The sequence below is a fragment of the Streptomyces coeruleorubidus genome (assembly GCF_028885415.1).
Lineage (GTDB): Bacteria > Actinomycetota > Actinomycetes > Streptomycetales > Streptomycetaceae > Streptomyces > Streptomyces coeruleorubidus_A.
The window spans coordinates 3,841,888-3,860,183 of record NZ_CP118527.1 but is presented as its reverse complement, the minus strand read 5'-3'; the positions used below and the strand labels follow the sequence as shown (position 1 = coordinate 3,860,183).

The window sequence follows — 18,296 nt, the reverse complement described above, 5'->3', positions numbered from 1 at the left end:
GCCCGCAGCTGAGCAGCTGAGCAGCTGAGCAGCTGAGCAGCTCAGCGGCTACGCGGGCGCCGGCAAGTACGGGGCCGTCGACGGGAGACCCATGTCCGACGGGAGCAAGGAGCCGATCCAGGTGTCGCGGCGTACGCCCTTGTTGTTGGTCGCGGCGCGCAACGTGCCCTCGATCGTGAAGCCGGCTCGTTCCGCTACCGCGCGGGAGGCGCGGTTGCCCACCTCGGCGCGCCATTCGATGCGGTCGATCGCGGCGTGGACGAAGGCCCAGCGGCAGGCGGTGACGGCGGCTTCCGTGATGTAGCCGTTGGAGCGGTGCTGCTTGGTGGACCAGAAGCCGATCTCCCCCATGCCCAGGGCGCGCATGGTGATGCCGAGCATGCCGGCGAGGTCTCCGGAGTGGAGGAAGACGCCGAAGGTGTACATGGATCCGTCCGTCCAGCCGTCGGGGACCAACTGTTCCGTGAAGGCCTCGGCGTTCTCGCGGAGGTACGGCGAAGGGATCGTGGTCCAGCGCTGGATGTCGGGGTCCTGGCAGGCGTCGTACACCGCGTCGGTGTCCTGAGGGCCGACCGTGCGCAGCAGGAGGCGGTCCGTGGTGAGTGTGACGGGGTCCATCGGCCGATTGTGGTCGGAGGGCCTCGGAAGCGCCATCTGTTTGCTGCGGGTGAGGGTGTGATCACGCTTCGCGTAATTCGGTCGGGGGTGCGGCACCATCCGAGGGGCCCGGACGTTGTCCCCTTTGAAGCGGAGTGAAAGCGAAATGAAGCAGCGGACGGTCGCCGTCACGGCAGGCCCTCCCGGCGCGGTGGGGTCCTCGCATACGATGGCCGTTGCTCAGTAAGTCAAGTGGTAACCGACCGTCCCAGGCCCGACCGGCAAGGAGACCAACCCCCGTGTCCGTCCTCTCGAAGATCATGCGTGCAGGCGAAGGCAAGATCCTGCGCAAGCTGCACCGCATCGCGGACCAGGTCAACTCCATCGAAGAGGACTTCGTCGACCTCTCCGACGCTGAGCTGCGGGCCCTCACCGATGAGTACAAGCAGCGCTACGCGGACGGCGAGACGCTCGACGACCTGCTGCCCGAGGCGTTCGCCACCGTCCGTGAGGCGGCCAAGCGCGTCCTGGGCCAGCGGCACTACGACGTGCAGATGATGGGCGGCGCCGCCCTGCACATGGGATACGTCGCCGAGATGAAGACCGGTGAGGGCAAGACCCTCGTCGGCACGCTGCCGGCGTATCTGAACGCGCTGTCCGGCGAGGGCGTCCACATCATCACGGTGAACGACTACCTGGCCGAGCGCGACTCCGAGATGATGGGCCGTGTCCACCGCTTCCTCGGGCTCGAGGTCGGTTGCATCCTCGCCAACATGACGCCCGCTCAGCGCCGCGAGCAGTACGCCTGCGACATCACGTACGGCACGAACAACGAGTTCGGCTTCGACTACCTGCGCGACAACATGGCGTGGTCCAAGGACGAGCTCGTCCAGCGCGGCCACAACTTCGCCATCGTCGACGAGGTCGACTCCATCCTCATCGACGAGGCCCGTACGCCGCTGATCATCTCCGGCCCGGCCGACCAGGCCACCAAGTGGTACGGCGACTTCGCCAAGCTGGTCAAGCGCCTCAAGCGCGGCGAGGCGGGCCAGCCGCTCAAGGGCATCGAGGAGACCGGCGACTACGACGTCGACGAGAAGAAGCGCACCGTCGCCATCCACGAGTCCGGTGTCGCCAAGGTCGAGGACTGGCTGGGCATCGACAACCTCTACGAGTCGGTGAACACCCCGCTGGTGGGCTACCTGAACAACGCCATCAAGGCCAAGGAGCTCTTCAAGAAGGACAAGGACTACGTCATCATCGACGACGAGGTCATGATCGTCGACGAGCACACCGGGCGTATCCTCGCCGGCCGCCGTTACAACGAGGGCATGCACCAGGCGATCGAGGCGAAGGAAGGGGTGCCGATCAAGGACGAGAACCAGACGCTCGCCACGATCACGCTCCAGAACTTCTTCCGCCTCTACAAGCGCCACGACCACAACGGCAAGGAACAGCCCGGTCTGTGCGGCATGACCGGTACGGCGATGACCGAGGCCGCCGAGTTCCACCAGATCTACAAGCTCGGTGTGGTGCCGATCCCGACCAACCGGCCGATGGTCCGCCAGGACCAGTCGGACCTGATCTACCGGACCGAGGTCGCCAAGTTCGAGGCGGTCGTCGACGACATCGAGGAGAAGCACCGCAAGGGCCAGCCGATCCTCGTCGGCACCACCTCGGTCGAGAAGTCCGAGTACCTCTCGCAGCAGCTCAGCAAGCGCGGCATCCAGCACGAGGTGCTGAACGCCAAGCAGCACGACCGTGAGGCGCAGATCGTCGCCCAGGCCGGCCGCAAGGGCGCCGTCACGGTGGCCACGAACATGGCCGGCCGTGGTACGGACATCAAGCTCGGCGGCAACCCCGAGGACCTCGCCGAGGCGGAGCTGCGCCAGCGCGGCCTCGACCCCGAGGAGCACATCGAGGAGTGGGCGCACGCCCTGCCCGAGGCGCTCAAGCGGGCCGAGAAGGCCGTCCAGGCCGAGAAGGACGAGGTCGAGAAGCTCGGCGGCCTCTACGTCCTGGGCACCGAGCGGCACGAGTCGCGGCGGATCGACAACCAGCTGCGCGGTCGTTCCGGCCGTCAGGGCGACCCCGGCGAGTCCCGCTTCTACCTGTCCCTCGGCGACGACCTGATGCGGCTGTTCAAGGCCCAGATGGTCGAGCGCGTGATGTCGATGGCGAACGTCCCGGACGACGTGCCGATCGAGAACAAGATGGTCACGCGCGCGATCGCCTCCGCCCAGTCGCAGGTCGAGCAGCAGAACTTCGAGACCCGTAAGAACGTCCTGAAGTACGACGAGGTCCTCAATCGCCAGCGTGAGGTCATCTACGGCGAGCGGCGCCGCGTCCTGGAGGGCGAGGACCTGCACGAGCAGGTGCAGCACTTCATGGACGACACGATCGACGCCTACGTCGGCGCCGAGACCGCCGAGGGCTTCCCCGAGGACTGGGACCTCGACCGGCTGTGGGGCGCCTTCAAGCAGCTCTACCCGTGCAAGGTCACCATCGAGGAGCTGGAGGAGGCGGCCGGCGACCGGGCCGGGCTGACCGCCGAGTTCATCGGCGACTCCGTCAAGGACGACATCCACGAGCAGTACGAGGCGCGCGAGGCGCAGCTCGGCTCCGAGATCATGCGCGAGTTGGAGCGCCGGGTCGTGCTGTCGGTCCTCGACCGCAAGTGGCGCGAGCACCTCTACGAGATGGACTACCTCCAGGAGGGCATCGGCCTGCGGGCGATGGCGCAGAAGGACCCGCTGGTCGAGTACCAGCGCGAGGGCTTCGACATGTTCACCGCGATGATGGAGGGCATCAAGGAGGAGTCCGTCGGCTACCTGTTCAACCTGGAGGTCCAGGTCGAGCAGCAGGTCGAGGAGGTCCCGGTCGAGGACGCCAAGCCGGTGGCCGACCTGGAGAAGCACGACGCGGTGCCGGCGCAGGCCGGTGCCCGCCCGGAGATCCGCGCCAAGGGGCTCGACGTCCCGCAGCGGCGCAACCTCCACTTCTCGGCTCCGACGGTCGACGGCGAGGGCGGCACCATCGAGGGTGACTTCGCCACCGACGAGGAGCCGGTGCGTTCCGAGGCCGACGGCCTCACGCGCGCGGAGCGCCGCAAGCAGGCGCGGAGCCGGGGGCGTCGTAAGAAGTGACGGTCGCTGAGGCACCGTAGCGGCTGAAGGGCCGGGCACCTGAGGGTGTCCGGCCCTTCGGTTTGGTGGATCGGCGGCTCTGCGGCCTCGGGCGATGGCTCAGTCGGCCTCTGCGCGGGGTGGGCGGGGGCCGCCGAGTTCCACCGCCGTGCAGCGCCAGCGGAGGTCCTGGCCGAGTTCCAGGCGGAAGGCCATGGCGCGCAGCCGGTCGCCGGCGCCGATGCGGGCGAAGGCCTCGATGGCGCCGGGGCGGGGTTCGAAGTAGCCGATGTCGCGGACGACGGGGCGGGCGCCGCGGGTGCGCAGGGGGCCGCGTTCGGCGAGCCAGGCCAGTTCGTCGTAGGCACGGCCCCGGGTGTGGCGGAGCATCGAGTGGACGGGGCGGTGGCCGCTGAGGACGGCGACGAGGAGGTCGGCGAAGAGGTCGGTGGGGAGGGGGTGAGGGACCGGAACCGGGCGGTGGGGGTGCTGGGCCGGGACGCGCGGTGTGGTGCCCCGGGAGGCCGGGGCGGTGGTTTGCGTCGCCCTGCGGGGTGCTGTGGGCGTGGCCGAGGGTGTCGGTGGGCGGGTGTCCGTGGGGCGGGTGCGGGGCCTCGCGGTGCGGGCGGAGCCCGGAGGGCGGCCGCCGGCTGCCGGGGTGCGGGCGGGACCTCCGCCGGGGGTGCGGGGCGGGGCGGTGCCGCCAGGGGTGCGGGGAGTGGCGGTCCCGGGGGTGCGTGGGGTGGTGCCGCCGGAGGCGCGGGGGTAGGGCTCCCGGGGGTGCGTGGGGTCGGGCTGCCGGGTGTGCGTGGGTTGGCGCTGCCGCCAGGGCGGCGCGGGTCGCGGCGGGCTGGCGGGCGGGTGGTCGAGCGCTGTTGTGCCCTGGTCATGACCTTGTTCATGAGGGTCCCCGTTTCGTGGGCCCGGTGGATACCGGAGAGTAACTTCGGGTTGGTGATCTTGTACGGGGTCGACGGGGGCAGGGGCAAGGGAGCGGGCCTCGGCCGGCGGGCGCCGGAATGTTCACCTATCCGGGTGGTGTGGAGGGCATGGAGCCAGTCGGTGCGGGGATGCGCCGGGTGAATGCCGGGCCTGGAGTTGCCGCATCCGGCGTCACAGGAGGGAACTCGAAAGGGGACGCGCCGCACGTATCCTGAAGGCCCTCCGGAGCCCACCGACCATGAAACGACCACGAAAGAAGCGGCCAGCCATGCGTGTCTACGTGCCCCTGACCCTCCCCGCTCTCGCCGAGGCGTACAAGACGGGTGAGCTGGGAGCCGGGCCGTTCGTCGCGTACGCCGTGACGCCCGGGCTGCGCGAGTGGTACCTCTCCGACGACAGCGAGGAACTGGAGTACGCGGCGCTGAGCCGGGCCGCGCTGGCCTCGCTGCGGCTGCTGGCGGCCGAGCCGGAGGCACCGCGGCGGCGGGTCGTCGTGGCCGTGGACGTGCCCGACCGGGCCGCGAGCGCGGATCCCGACCGGGGGCTCGACCCGGCGGCGCTGGGTGAGGTGCGGGTCGCCGGCGCCGTCGCGCTGGCCAAGGCGGCGTCCGTGCATGTCGACGCCGCGGATGCGGAGGCGGATGTGACGGCGGCGGCCGAGGCGCTGCCGGCGGCGGACGGTGGGGACGACGACGCGCAGTTCGTCGTGGACGGGGCGGAGGACCACGAACTGCTGTGGTTCGCCACGCAGGAGATTCCGAACCTGGTGGGCCGAGGCGACTGAGCGCCGGGGCGGGTGCTCTCGGCGTTCAAGGGGGCGCGTTGAGTTGCCGTTCTCTTGATTGTCAGTGGGGGCGGGTACGTTTTGGGGCATGGGGAAGCAGACGGGTGCGCACATTGTCTGGGACTGGAACGGGACGCTGTTCCATGACATCGACGCGATCATCGGGGCGACGAACGCGGCGTTCGCCGAGCTGGGGCTGGAGCAGCTGACGCTGGAGAAGTACCGGGAGCTGTACTGCGTGCCGGTGCCGAAGTTCTATGAGCGGCTGATGGGGAGGCTGCCGACCGAGGCCGAGTGGGAGCTGATGGATGACATCTTCCATCGGTACTACGCCGAGCATCGAGTGGCGTGCGGGCTGACGGTGGGGGCGGCGGAGCTGCTGGCCGCGTGGCGGTCGGCCGGGCGTAGTCAGTCGATTCTGAGCATGTATGTGCATGAGGAGCTTGTGCCGTTGGTGCGGGGGTTCGGGATCGAGCCGCACTTCATACGGGTGGACGGGCGGACCGGGCCGTCGGGGGGCAGCAAGGCCGAGCACATGGTGCGGCATCTGGAGTCGCTGAGGGGGGTGGTGCCGGAGCAGACCATTGTGATCGGGGATGCCGCGGATGATGCGGTGGCTGCGCAGTATGTGGGGGCGAGGGCCGTTCTGTATACCGGCGGGTCGCACAGTCGGGCGAGTCTGGAGGCGGTGGGGGTGCCGGTCGTGGACACGCTTGAGGAGGCCGTGGCGGAGGCGGAGCGGCTGGGGGCGTAGTCAGGTGCTCGGCGTCAAGCGGGACCGCGGCCGCAGCCAGGGCGGCACACATGCCCGCAGCCGGGTGTAGGGGCACTGTGCAGAACGTCAAACTTCCAGGCCGGGTTTTGTACACATACGGCTCATGACGGGGCCCCTGTAAGGAGCGATAGCCTTGGTGGCGTGATCAGCGCGATAGTTCGCGGGGACGTCGTCGTCCCTGCCCTGCGCCCGGAGAGCACGGACCACATCCGTGACCGGGCGGCGGTCGCTGGTCTTCGCGGGCGGGACGGGGCTTCGATGACTCCCGGGACGCCGAGCACCACCCGGACCGAGGCGTCGCAGAGAGCAGCCTCACACCCGTGGGGCAGCTCAAGAATGGCTCAGACACCCCCGCTCATCTCACCTTGCGGCATAGCGTCGGAACAGACCGGATACCCCGTGTCACGGCGTGACGTCGTAAGCGCAGAGGCCGTACTTCCTTCTACGTCACGCAACGGCGCGCGACAGGAGCCAGAGGACAATGCAGACCAAGCTGGACGAAGCCAAGGCCGAGTTGCTCGAGAGGGCCGCCCGGGTAGCTGAGAACAGCCCGGTCGGGGGGCACCTACCGACCGGGTCGACGGGCGAGGAGACCCCAGACGCCCAGGGAGCCCCGGACCGCGAGTCCCTGCTCACGTTCCTCCAGCGCTACTACCTGCACACGGCCCCGGAGGACCTCACCGACCGTGACCCGGTCGATGTCTTCGGAGCCGCCGTATCGCACTACCGGCTGGCCGAGAATCGCCCCCAGGGCACGGCCAACGTGCGGGTGCACACGCCCACGGTCGAAGAGAACGGGTGGACGTGCAGCCACTCCGTCGTCGAGGTCGTCACCGACGACATGCCCTTCCTCGTCGACTCCGTCACCAATGAGCTGACGCGGCAGGGGCGCGGGATCCACGTCGTCATCCACCCGCAGTTCGTCGTGCGGCGCGATGTCACCGGCAAGCTCATCGAGGTGCTGCCCACGCCCGCGACCGGCCTCGGTGACCTTCCGCACGACGCGCACGTCGAGTCCTGGATCCACGTCGAGATCGACCGTGAGACCGACCGGGCCGATCTGAAGCAGATCACCGCCGACCTGCTGCGGGTGCTGTCCGACGCCCGTGAGGCCGTCGAGGACTGGGGCAAGATGCGGGAGGCGGCGACCCGGCTGGCGGAGGGGCTGCCGGACGAGCCCATCCCCGCTGACCTGCCCGGACCTCAGGTCGAGGAGGCCCGCGAGCTGCTGCGCTGGCTGGCCGACGACCACTTCACCTTCCTCGGCTACCGCGAGTACCAACTGCGCGGCGACGACTCGCTGGCCGCCGTGCCCGGCACCGGCCTCGGCATTCTGCGCGCCGACCCGCACCACTCCGACCAGGAGAGCCACCCGGTCAGCCCGTCCTTCGAGCGGCTGCCCGCCGACGCCCGGGCCAAGGCCCGCGAGCACAAGCTGCTCGTCCTGACCAAGGCGAACAGCCGGGCGACCGTGCACCGGCCGTCGTACCTGGACTACATCGGCGTGAAGAAGTTCGACGCCGAGGGCAATGTCATCGGCGAGCGGCGCTTCCTCGGGCTGTTCTCCTCCGCCGCCTACACCGAGTCCGTGCGCCGGGTCCCGGTCATCCGGCGCAAGGTCGAGGAGGTCCTCGAACAGGCCGGGTTCTCGCCCAACAGCCACGACGGGCGCGACCTGCTCCAGATCCTGGAGACGTACCCGCGCGACGAGCTGTTCCAGACCCCGGTCGACGAGCTGCGGTCCATCGTCACCTCCGTCCTCTACCTCCAGGAGCGCAGGCGGCTGAGGCTCTACCTGCGCCAGGACGAGTACGGGCGCTACTACTCGGCCCTCGTCTACCTCCCGCGCGACCGCTACACCACGGCGGTCCGCCTGCGGATCATCGAGATCCTGAAGGAGGAACTGGGCGGCATCAGCGTCGACTTCACGGCCTGGAACACCGAGTCGATCCTGTCCCGGCTGCACTTCGTGGTCCGGGTCCCGCAGGGCACCGAGCTGCCCGAGCTGTCCGACGCCGACAAGGAGCGCATCGAGGCCCGGCTGGTGGAGGCCGCCCGCTCCTGGGAGGACGCCTTCGCCGACGCGCTCAACGCCGAGCTCGGCGAGGAACACGCGGCGGAACTGATGCGCCGGTACGCGCACGCCTTCCCCGAGGGCTACAAGGCCGACCACAACCCGCGCGCAGCGGTCGCCGACCTGGTCCACCTCGAACAGCTGAACGACGAAGAGGGCAAGGACTTCGCGCTCAGCCTCTACGAGCCGGTGGGCGCCGCTCCCGAGGAGCGCCGCTTCAAGATCTACCGCACGGGCGACGCCATCTCCCTGTCGGCGGTGCTGCCGGTCCTCAACCGGCTCGGCGTCGAGGTCGTCGACGAGCGGCCGTACGAGCTGCGCTGCACCGACCGCAGCGTCGCCTGGATCTACGACTTCGGCCTGCGCATGCCCCGCTCCCGGGGCGGCGGGGACTACTTCGGCGACGACGCCCGCGAGCGGTTCCAGGACGCCTTCGCCGCCACCTGGACCGGCAAGGCGGAGAACGACGGCTTCAACGCCCTGGTGCTGAGCGCCGGGCTGACCTGGCGCCAGGCGATGGTGCTGCGGGCGTACGCGAAGTACCTGCGCCAGGCGGCGTCCACGTTCAGCCAGGACTACATGGAGGACACCCTCCGCAACAACGTCCACACCACCCGCCTGCTCGTCTCCCTGTTCGAGGCGCGGATGTCGCCGGACCGGCAGCGCGCGGGGCACGAGATCGTGGACGCGCTGCTGGAGGAGGTCGACGCGGCCCTCGACCAGGTGGCGAGCCTGGACGAGGACCGGATCCTGCGGTCCTTCCTCACCGTCATCAAGGCGACGCTGCGGACCAACTTCTTCCAGGAGGCGGCGGGCGGCAAGCCGCACGAGTACGTCTCCATGAAGTTCGACCCGCAGGCCATCCCCGACCTGCCGGCACCGCGGCCGGCGTTCGAGATCTGGGTGTACTCGCCGCGCGTCGAGGGCGTGCACCTGCGCTTCGGCAAGGTCGCGCGCGGCGGCCTGCGCTGGTCCGACCGCCGTGAGGACTTCCGCACGGAGATCCTCGGCCTGGTCAAGGCGCAGATGGTGAAGAACACCGTCATCGTGCCGGTCGGCGCCAAGGGCGGTTTCGTCGCCAAGCAGCTGCCCGACCCGAGCGTCGACCGCGACGCGTGGATGGCCGAGGGCATCGCCAGCTACAAGACGTTCATCTCGGCGCTGCTCGACATCACCGACAACATGGTCGCCGGCGAGGTCGTGCCCCCGGCGGACGTCGTCCGGCACGACGAGGACGACACCTACCTCGTGGTCGCCGCCGACAAGGGCACCGCGACGTTCTCCGACATCGCCAACGGGGTCGCCGAGCAGTACAACTTCTGGCTCGGTGACGCCTTCGCCTCCGGCGGCTCGGCCGGCTACGACCACAAGGGCATGGGCATCACCGCCCGCGGCGCCTGGGAGTCCGTCAAGCGGCACTTCCGGGAGCTGGGCGTGGACACCCAGACCGAGGACTTCACGGTCGTCGGCATCGGCGACATGTCCGGCGACGTGTTCGGCAACGGCATGCTGCTCTCCGAGCACATCCGCCTGGTGGCCGCCTTCGACCACCGGCACATCTTCATCGACCCGAACCCGGACGCCGCCACCTCCTACGCCGAGCGCCGCCGCCTGTTCGAGCTGCCGCGTTCCAGCTGGGAGGACTACAACAAGGAGCTGCTGTCGGCCGGCGGCGGGATCTTCCCGCGCACGGCCAAGGCGATCCCGGTCAACGCGCACATCCGCGAGGCCCTCGGCATCGAGGCCAAGGTCAACAAGCTGACCCCGGCCGACCTCATGAAGGCGATCCTCCATGCGCCGGTGGACCTGCTGTGGAACGGCGGCATCGGTACGTACGTGAAGTCCTCCGCCGAGTCCAACGCGGACGTCGGCGACAAGGCCAACGACGCCATCCGCGTCGACGGCAAGGACCTGCGCGTCAAGGTCGTCGGCGAGGGCGGCAACCTGGGCCTGACCCAGCTGGGCCGGATCGAGTTCGCGCTGCACGGCGGCCGGATCAACACCGATGCCATCGACAACAGCGCGGGCGTGGACACCTCCGACCACGAGGTGAACATCAAGATCCTGCTCAACGGCCTGGTCGCGGACGGCGACATGACCGTCAAGCAGCGCAACAAGCTGCTCGCCGAGATGACCGACGAGGTCGGCCACCTGGTGCTGCGCAACAACTACGCGCAGAACACGGCGATCGCCAACGCCCTCGCCCAGTCCGGCGCCATGCTCCACGCCCAGCAGCGCTTCATGAAGCACCTGGTGAGGGAGGGCCACCTCGACCGGGCGCTGGAGTTCCTGCCCACCGACCGGCAGATCCGCGAGCGGCTCGCCCAGGGCCAGGGTCTGACCGGCCCGGAGACGGCCGTGCTGCTGGCGTACACGAAGATCACCGTCGCCGAGGAACTGCTGCACACCTCGCTGCCGGACGACCCGTACCTGAGGGGTCTGCTGCACGCGTACTTCCCGACCGAGCTGCGCGAGCAGTTCCCGGACCGTCTCGACGGGCACCCGCTGCGCCGCGAGATCACCACGACGGTCCTGGTCAACGACACGGTCAACACGGGCGGTACGACGTATCTGCACCGCCTGCGCGAGGAGACCGGCGCGTCGCTGGAGGAGATCGTGCGGGCGCAGACCGCGGCCCGGGTGATCTTCCGCCAGTCGCCGGTGTGGGACGGGGTCGAGGCGCTCGACAACAAGGTCGAGGCCGCCCTCCAGACCCGCATCCGGCTGCACTCGCGCCGCCTCGTGGAGCGCGGCACGCGCTGGCTGCTCAACAACCGGCCGCAGCCGCTCCAGCTCGCCGAGACCGTCGGCTTCTTCGCCGACCGGGTCGAGCAGGTCTGGGGGGAGCTGCCGAAGCTGCTGCGCGGCGCGGACCTGGAGTGGTACCAGAAGATCTACGACGAGCTGACGGACGCCGGCGTCCCGGACGAACTCGCCACGCGCGTGGCCGGGTTCTCCTCCGCCTTCCCGACGCTCGACATCGTCTCGGTCGCCGACCGCATGGGCCGGGAGCCGCTGGACGTCGCCGAGGTCTACTACGACCTCGCCGACCGGCTGCGGATCACCCAGCTCATGGACCGCATCATCGAGCTGCCCCGCGCCGACCGCTGGCAGTCCATGGCCCGCGCGGCGATCCGCGAGGACCTGTACGCGGCGCACGCGGCGCTGACCGCCGACGTCCTGGCCGTGGGCAACGGCGCCTCGACGCCCGAGCAGCGCTACAAGGCCTGGGAGCAGAAGAACGCGGCGATCCTCGGCCGGGCCCGCACCACACTGGAGGAGATCCAGAGCTCCGAGGCGTTCGACCTCGCGAACCTGTCGGTGGCGATGCGGACGATGCGCACGCTGCTGCGGACTCATTCGTAGGAGTACGGCGTTCTGGGCGCCCCGGGTCGATATCGGCCCGGGGCGCTTTCTTCTTGGCGTGCCTTAGGGCGATTCGAGTGGAGGACTTACCGTTTCCGGCTAAGGCTTGGGGCGTGACAGTGAATCTCTCCGGGGAGCGAGTGGCCGCTCCCGTAGCCCGGCCGGTGAAGCGCGTCGTCCTCGAAGTGATGAACTTCGCGCTGGTCGGCGGAAGCGGCGTCGCGGTGAACTTCCTGGTGTTCAACGTGCTCCTGCACGGGCTGCACCGGGCCGCCATGGTGGCGACCGTGCTGGCCAGCCTGATCGCCATGGGCACCAATTACCTCGGATTCCGGTATTTCACCTACCGCGACAGGGCGTCGCGGACCCGGCGCCAGATCGCGCTGTTCTTCGTCTTCAGCGGAATCGGCGTGGCCATGGAAAGCGGGCTGTTCTACGCCGGATATCACGTGCTCGGCCTGACCGGTCCCTTCGAGTCCAACGCGGTCAAGGCGGCTTCCATCGTGCTGGCCTCCGCCTTCCGCTTCCTCGTCTACCGCACCTGGGTGTTCCCGCACGATGCGCGCCGCACCTAGACCGGCGGCTCTCGCCGCGCAGGCGGTCGCCGGTCTGGTCGTCCTGCTGATGGTCCTCGTGATCGTCCGGCTGCCGTGGGCCGGGGATCTCGGCATGCACGCCGCGACCGTCCAGCGGCTGCGGCACGATCTCGTCGACCCCGGCAATCCGCTCGTCGACGCGGACACGCCGAGCCCGTACTACTCGCCCTGGATGCTGGTGCTCGGCTGTGTCGCCCGGGTGAGCGGTCTGTCGGTCTTCGTGGTGCTGCGGCTGGGGGCGCTGGCCGGGCTCGCGCTGCTGCTGTCGGGGGTGTGGCGGTATGTGCGGACGCTGAGCGGCCATCGTGCCGCGCCCGCACTGGCCGTGCTGAGCCTGCTGTTCCTGTGGGGGACGGCCCTGTTCAACTGGAGCGGCTTCTACGGGCTCAACTCGCTCGCGCTGACGGTGTCGTATCCGAGCGTGTTCGCGCTGGGGCTCGCGTTCCACTTCTGGGCGTGGCTCGGGCGGGCGGTGCGCGGCGACGGCGACGGTGACACGGCGTGGGGCGTGTGGCTGGGGCTGGGGGCGCTGTGGGCGGTGATCCTGCTGTGCCATCAGTTCTCGGGCGTGGTGGCCACGCTGGGGGCGGTCGCGACGGTGGTCGCCGCGCGGCCGGGGCGGGTGGTGTGGATCCGGCTCGGCGGCGGGCTGGTGCTGGGGCTGGTCGTCCTGCTGCTGTGGCCGTACTACGACTTCTTCGCGCTGTTCGGGGCCGGGGGTGATCTGGAGTCGGTGCACCGGCCGCTGTACGAGGACCTGCTCGGGCGGTACTGGCTGGTGCTGCTCGGGGTGGTGGCGCTGGGCGTGCGGTGGTGGCGGGACCGATGGGATCCGCTGGTGCTGTTCTTCGTGCTGGGGGTGGTCGTGGTGGCGGTGGGCGGGCTGAGCGGCCACTGGTCATGGGGGCGGGCGTTGCCGGCGGCGTTGATTCCGGCGCAGGTCGCGGTGGCTGTGGAGGTGGGGGAGGCCGGGCGGCGGGCGGCTCGGGTGGGATGGGCGTGTGTGCTGGGGGCGGCGTTGGTCGTGGGGGCTTGGACGCAGGTGGGGACGGTCGGGTACGTGGTGAAGCGGACGGATCTGCCGGAGGTCGTCGCGGAGAAGTACCGGCGGCCGTGGGAGGGGTACTACTGGATGACGCCCTGGGTGAAGTACGGGGATGTGGTGATGGCCCGGGCGGGGCGGCCTGCTCGGCAGATCCCGGCGTATGGGGCGTACACCGTGGCGCCTGGGTATCCCGACTTCTTCCTGTCGGACGAGGGGCGGCGGGGGGCTGCTGTGCGGAGGTATTTCGCGGACGGGACGTCGGAGCGGGAGCGGGGGGAGATTCTTCGGGAGTACGGGGTGCGGTGGGTTGTGGGTACGGGGGGTGCCGCCGGGCGTGGTGCCGGGTTGCGGGAGGTGGCTCGGGGGCCTGGGGGGCAGGTGCTCTACGCCGTGGTGCGGTGAGCCCTGCGGCGGCGGTGGTACGACACCGTGACCGCGGCGAGGAGAGGGCCCCACAGGACCAGTGGCTGGTAGAGGATGCCCACGACGAGGTTGCCGGTGTCCGTCATGTCCTCGTGGGGGTACGTCCACCACCAGGGGATGTTCGCCCACAGCGCGGTCAGGGCCAGGGCGCCGAGGCCGGCCGTGACGACGACGGCCTTCGGGTGGACCGGGCGTCCGCCGAGGAACGGGATCCAGCGGGGCATGACCTCGCCCCAGGGGCGTACCAGGCCGATCGTCAGGAGGGCGAGGAGTTCGCAGACGATGCTGAGAGTCAGCATCCAGGCCTTGGCGCCGAGGGACTGGAAGTCTGTGAAGGCCTCGTCGGTGTACCCGGCTGGGTGGCCGAGGACCAGGGCGATTCGCCACAGGCCGCTGGGGAGTACGACGAGGGTGGTGGCGTGGGCTGCCCAGATTGCCCAGCGGGGTGGAGGCGATGAGGTCATACCGTGAGACTGCCGGACAGGATGTCGGGTGCCATCGATCTGCGGGGCAGGGCAGGCCGCCCGGGCGAGGGAGGTGCGGGCGGTGTTCTCATCCGTGAGGACGAGCCGGTGGCGTTGGTGCTGAGGTCTGGTGGGTCCGCAGCCCGGCGTGGCGGGGTGCCGCTGCGCCCACCCGTGCCGCCCCGAGCGGCACGACTGCCCGCAGCTCAGCGCAGTGCGCTTGACACCAGTCGTGCTGCCCTCTTCACCCTCGGTCGGGCCACTCGGCGTGTCAGCGGGCCGATCAGGGTTGCCGTCAGGCCCATCGGTTCCCACCGGACCTGCAAGCGGCCGGGGCCGTGGCCCTCGGGCTCCAGGGTCAGGCGGTGGTGGGGGACCTGAGTCGTCAACGCCGGGAAGGTCAGGGGAGCCAGGAGGAGGCCCGTGTGGGACAGGCCCTGGTGTTCCAGGCGGAGCAAGGGGTGGCGGACTCCGGCGAAGCCATGGAAGGGGAGGTGGGCGGCTGCCAGGTCCAGGTGGGCGTGGCCCTCGAAGATGCCGGGGCGGACGGGGGAGAGGCGGAAGGGGACGCGGAGGCGGCGCCGGCCCGGGGCGATGAGGAGAGTCGCGCGTTGGGGGCCGACCGGGAGGCGCAGGGCCGGGTCGTACGTGCGGATGGTGAGGTCGACCGAGGCGCCCGGGCCCCGCGTGATCTCCGTGATCTCGTGGCGGAACTGGGCGCTCGGGAAGGGGCGTGTCTCCAGTTCCAGGTCCGAGACGTCCAGTTCGCGGCGGGACCATTCGGAGGGTGGGATCTTGTCACCCCAGTAAGTGCGGCCCTGTGCGTCCGTCGTGATCTGCCTCGGTGCCACACCGTGGCCGAGGCCCCGCGCCGCCAGCCTGGCCTCCGGCAGGCGGCGGTCGCGGATCAGCTGGAGGACGACTCGTTCGGCGCGGGGGAGGCGGGCGAAGGCGCCCGGCGCGAGTGTGTCCAGGTACGGCGTGACGATGTCCGCGAAGGAGGACAGCCACTCCTCGTCCCGGTAGGGCAGGTCACCGGCGTACATCCGGAAGTCGTGCTTGAGGAACTTGTGGTCCTTGTCCTCCCGCAGCGACTCGTGCCCGCTCTCGGCCAGGAACGCGTCGATGAGGTGCTGGACGTGGACGCGGTCGCGGACGTTGGCGAGCTTGTGCCGCTGGTTGGAAATCGAGGCCGCGTCGGAGGCGGCGAACGGGGCGACGTACCAGCGGTAGACCGGCTCCGGGATGATCGTGAAGGCCTTGGCCAGGCAGTACGCCTGCGCCGAGAACAGCTGGTCCTCGTAGTGGATGCCCTCCGGGAAGCGCAGGCCGTGCCGGTCGAGGAAGGCGCGGGCGTACATCTTGCTGGTGGCGAGGTGCTCGAAGAGCAGACGCGGGTCGGCCTCGATGCCGTCGAGGGTGCGGCGCTCGGCGACCAGGTGCGGCATCCACGTCGAGCGGCGGCCGTTGTCGACCCGGACGCGCTGCACCGCGCCCATCGCGAAGTCGATCTCGCGTTCGCGGTGCGCGGCGAGCAGCAGTTCGACGGCGTCGTCGGGGAGTTCGTCGTCGCTGTCGAGGAACATCAGGTAGGGCGCCCGGGCGGTCTCCAGGGCGCGGTTGCGCGGGGCGCTGCATCCGCCGCTGTTCTCCGGCAGGCGCAGGTGGCGGACGCGGGGGTCCTGCGCGGCCAGTCGGCGGGCCACCTCGGGTGTCTCGTCCGTCGAGTGGTCGTCGCTGATGACGATCTCGATGTTCGCGTGGGTCTGCCGGCGGACCGAGTCGACCGCGCGGGTGAGGCGTTCGGCGTCGTTGTAGACGATGACCGTCACGGTGACGTCGGGAGTGCTCATGCGGTCGCCTCCTGCGGGGTCGGGGCCGGGGTGCGTTCCTCGATCGGCAGCACCGGCGGCAGGGACTGTTCGTCCTGGCCGAGGAAGACCCGGCGGACCACGCGTTCGGCGGCGCGTCCGTCGTCGTACTCGCAGAACCGGCGCCGGAAGACGGCCCGGGCCTTCGCCGCGCCCTCGTCGTGCCAGGCCTCGGTGGCGAGGATCTCCGTCAGCTCCTGCTGGGTGCGGGCGACGGGGCCCGGGGCCTCGGCCATCAGGTCGAAGTAGACGCCGCGGGTGGTGCGGTACGTCTCCCAGTCGTCGGCGTGGATCACGATCGGGCGGTCCAGGTTGGCGTAGTCGAACATGATCGAGGAGTAGTCCGTGACCAGGGCGTCCGCCGCCAGGCACAGCTCCTCCACCGGGTCGTAGGAGGAGACGTCGATGATCCGGCCCGTGCGGCGCAGGCTGGTGAGCGGGGAGGCCGCGCCGCCGTAGAAGTAGTGGCCGCGCACGAGCAGGACCGTGTCCTCGCCGAGGCGGTCGGCGAGGGCGGCGAGGTCCAGGCGCGGGGTCCAGCCGGCCTCGTAGTCGCGGTGGGTGGGCGCGTAGAGGACGGCCCGGCGGCCCGGCGCGATGCCGAGCCTGTCGCGGACGCTGCGGATGTCCTGAGCGCCGGCCGTGTAGTAGACGTCGTTGCGCGGATAGCCGTGGTCGAGGGAGACGTAGTGCGACGGGTACGCGCGCTCCCACATGCGCGTGGTGTGGCTGTTGGCGGAGACGCTGTAGTCCCACTTGTCGATGCGCTCCAGCAGCGCCTGGAAGTCCAGGCCCTGCGCGGCCGCCGGGTACGCCATCTGGTCCAGGCCCATGCGCTTGAGCGGCGTGCCGTGGTGGGTCTGGAGGTGGATCGCGTCGGGGCGTTTGACCACGGCGTTGGGGAAGTTGACGTTGTTGACGAGGTACTTGGCACTCGCCAGCACCTCCCAGTAACGGCGGCTGCCGGGCACGACGTGGTCGGTGCCGGGCGGCAGCAGGGCCGCGTTCTCCTCGGTCACCACCCACACCGGGTGGATCTGCGGGGCCAGTTCGGCGAGCTTCGCGGCGATCGCGGCCGGGTTGCAGGCGACACCGCGGTTCCAGTACGCCGAGAACACCGCCAGGTGCGGATTGACCGGGCGGCCGAGCGCCCTGCGGTACTGGTGGTCGCGGAGCTTGGCGCCGACTTGCCGCTTCCGGGTCCGCACGGCCGACTTGGCGGTGCGGCGGGTGCGGTTGACGGCCTGGAAGGCCCGGTACCTGGCGTAGGCGCCCTCTTCGAGCAGGGAGCGGCGGACGCCTTCGAGACCGGCGGGGCGCCGGTAGCCCTCGGGGCGGCGGCGCAGGGCGGCCAGGGACGCCCGCCTGAAGAACTCCCGCGCGACCTCCTCCGCCATGCCGCCGCGCGTGAAGGTGCGCAGGCAGTCGCGGACCATGACGTCGTAGAGCACGCCGTGGGCGGCGCGGCGGTCCCGGGTGAGGTCGAGGAGCGACTCGTAGCGCTCGACGAGGCCGTAGCGCTGCTCGGGCGTGATGGAGGGCAGGCTCGCGCGGCGCAGCCTGCGGTCCTCGTAGGCGACGTGCGGCAGGCAGGCGACGCGGTCGGCCAGCAGCAGGGCGGCCAGGGCGGCGTACGGCTCGTCGTCGGTGGTGAGCCGCTGCTCGTGCGCCCGCCAGAAGTCCGCGCGCAGCACGCGGGTGCCGAGCAGCGGGGTCAGGCGCAGCAGCGGCGCGCAGTCGTCGAGGGCGACGTCGGCGCGGCCCGCCCGGGCGAGCAGGGAGCCGTCCCGGGAGGGCATGCCGGAGGTGTGCCAGGTGCTGCGGACGTGGTCGAGGAGCAGGACGTCCACCTCGCCGGGCAGCTCGGCCACCCGCTCGGCGACCGTGCGCGGGGCGCCGGCGGGCAGGCCGTCCTTGGCGTGGACGAAGTGCAGCCAGCGGCCGGAGGCCCGTGCCGCCCCCGCCGCCCGGGCCGCGGCGTCGCCGGTGCCGGCCGGCAGGGGGACTACGTCGACCGGACCGCCGTCCGGGGTGTGCCGCTCGGCCGTCTCCCGGGCCCAGTCGCCGACCGCGGCCACGATCAGCTCGGCGTCCGGCAGGGGGTGGGCGGCGAGGGAGTCGAGGAGCTCCGTCAGATGGTCCTGCACGTTCGGCCCGTGGACGATGACGCTGAGCTCGGGCATCACAGGGCTCCTCCATCTCGTCGCACCAGGCGGACCTTGTTCGGTCATGGT

Annotated in this window: 11 protein-coding genes; 6 read left to right on the top strand and 5 right to left on the bottom strand. The window is 70.5% G+C overall.

From position 1 onward, the window contains the following. Positions 1 to 48 precede the first annotated feature (48 nt). A complete protein-coding gene (locus tag PV963_RS17820; RefSeq protein WP_274816723.1) occupies positions 49 to 618 on the bottom strand; it encodes a GNAT family N-acetyltransferase in 570 nt (189 codons plus the stop codon). Between the two features lie 278 nt (positions 619 to 896). Here PV963_RS17820 and secA point away from each other — a divergent pair, with 278 nt between their 5' ends. Then, positions 897 to 3,743, top strand: coding sequence for a preprotein translocase subunit SecA (gene secA, locus PV963_RS17815; protein WP_274816722.1), 2,847 nt, complete (start codon positions 897 to 899; stop codon positions 3,741 to 3,743). A gap of 99 nt (positions 3,744 to 3,842) precedes the next feature. Here the strand turns inward: secA and PV963_RS17810 are convergent, their stop codons facing one another. Then, complete coding sequence (locus PV963_RS17810) at positions 3,843 to 4,112, bottom strand: Rv3235 family protein (protein ID WP_059421793.1); 270 nt, start codon at positions 4,110 to 4,112, stop codon at positions 3,843 to 3,845. 820 nt (positions 4,113 to 4,932) lie between these two features. Between PV963_RS17810 and PV963_RS17805 the strand changes: the two genes are divergently transcribed. The 5 genes from PV963_RS17805 (at position 4,933) to PV963_RS17785 (ending at position 13,706) form a co-directional block, all read left to right on the top strand. Then, the gene (locus PV963_RS17805; RefSeq protein WP_274816721.1) at positions 4,933 to 5,448 is read left to right on the top strand and encodes a DUF6912 family protein; all 516 of its coding nucleotides are present in this window, start codon (positions 4,933 to 4,935) and stop codon (positions 5,446 to 5,448) included. Between the two features lie 88 nt (positions 5,449 to 5,536). Then, a complete protein-coding gene (locus PV963_RS17800) occupies positions 5,537 to 6,202 on the top strand; it encodes an HAD family hydrolase (protein ID WP_274816720.1) in 666 nt (221 codons plus the stop codon). Positions 6,203 to 6,704: 502 nt separating this feature from the next. After that, the gene (locus PV963_RS17795; RefSeq protein ID WP_274816719.1) at positions 6,705 to 11,663 is read left to right on the top strand and encodes an NAD-glutamate dehydrogenase; all 4,959 of its coding nucleotides are present in this window, start codon (positions 6,705 to 6,707) and stop codon (positions 11,661 to 11,663) included. A 140-nt stretch (positions 11,664 to 11,803) separates the two neighbouring features. Next, positions 11,804 to 12,238 carry a GtrA family protein gene (locus tag PV963_RS17790; protein ID WP_274816718.1) on the top strand — a complete coding sequence of 145 codons (435 nt, stop codon included), beginning with the start codon at positions 11,804 to 11,806 and terminating at the stop codon, positions 12,236 to 12,238. Next, a complete protein-coding gene (locus PV963_RS17785) occupies positions 12,222 to 13,706 on the top strand; it encodes a hypothetical protein (protein WP_274816717.1) in 1,485 nt (494 codons plus the stop codon). Before PV963_RS17790 ends, PV963_RS17785 begins: the two co-directional genes overlap by 17 nt. Here PV963_RS17785 and PV963_RS17780 read toward each other — a convergent pair. The 3 genes from PV963_RS17780 to PV963_RS17770 all read right to left on the bottom strand — a co-directional run bounded on the left by PV963_RS17780 (position 13,688) and on the right by PV963_RS17770 (position 18,245). Further along, positions 13,688 to 14,191, bottom strand: coding sequence for a hypothetical protein (locus PV963_RS17780; protein ID WP_274816716.1), 504 nt, complete (start codon positions 14,189 to 14,191; stop codon positions 13,688 to 13,690). The two genes, PV963_RS17785 and PV963_RS17780, sit on opposite strands and share 19 nt — an antisense overlap. 206 nt (positions 14,192 to 14,397) lie before the next feature. Further along, the gene (locus PV963_RS17775) at positions 14,398 to 16,044 is read right to left on the bottom strand and encodes a glycosyltransferase family 2 protein (protein ID WP_274816715.1); all 1,647 of its coding nucleotides are present in this window, start codon (positions 16,042 to 16,044) and stop codon (positions 14,398 to 14,400) included. Next, on the bottom strand, positions 16,041 to 18,245 hold the full coding sequence (locus PV963_RS17770; RefSeq protein ID WP_274816714.1) for a CDP-glycerol glycerophosphotransferase family protein: 2,205 nt from the start codon (positions 18,243 to 18,245) through the stop codon (positions 16,041 to 16,043). The genes PV963_RS17775 and PV963_RS17770 overlap by 4 nt, the downstream gene beginning before the upstream one ends. Between the last annotated feature and the right edge of the window lie 51 nt (positions 18,246 to 18,296).

Coding starts and splice junctions, on each gene's coding strand:
- PV963_RS17795 (WP_274816719.1), top strand. CDS start 6,705: ATGCAGACCAAGCTGGACGAAGCCAAGGCCGAGTTGCTCGAGAGGGCC.
- PV963_RS17820 (WP_274816723.1), bottom strand. CDS start 618: ATGGACCCCGTCACACTCACCACGGACCGCCTCCTGCTGCGCACGGTC.
- PV963_RS17800 (WP_274816720.1), top strand. CDS start 5,537: ATGGGGAAGCAGACGGGTGCGCACATTGTCTGGGACTGGAACGGGACG.
- PV963_RS17780 (WP_274816716.1), bottom strand. CDS start 14,191: ATGACCTCATCGCCTCCACCCCGCTGGGCAATCTGGGCAGCCCACGCC.
- PV963_RS17805 (WP_274816721.1), top strand. CDS start 4,933: ATGCGTGTCTACGTGCCCCTGACCCTCCCCGCTCTCGCCGAGGCGTAC.
- PV963_RS17775 (WP_274816715.1), bottom strand. CDS start 16,044: ATGAGCACTCCCGACGTCACCGTGACGGTCATCGTCTACAACGACGCC.
- PV963_RS17785 (WP_274816717.1), top strand. CDS start 12,222: ATGCGCGCCGCACCTAGACCGGCGGCTCTCGCCGCGCAGGCGGTCGCC.
- PV963_RS17810 (WP_059421793.1), bottom strand. CDS start 4,112: ATGCTCCGCCACACCCGGGGCCGTGCCTACGACGAACTGGCCTGGCTC.
- PV963_RS17770 (WP_274816714.1), bottom strand. CDS start 18,245: ATGCCCGAGCTCAGCGTCATCGTCCACGGGCCGAACGTGCAGGACCAT.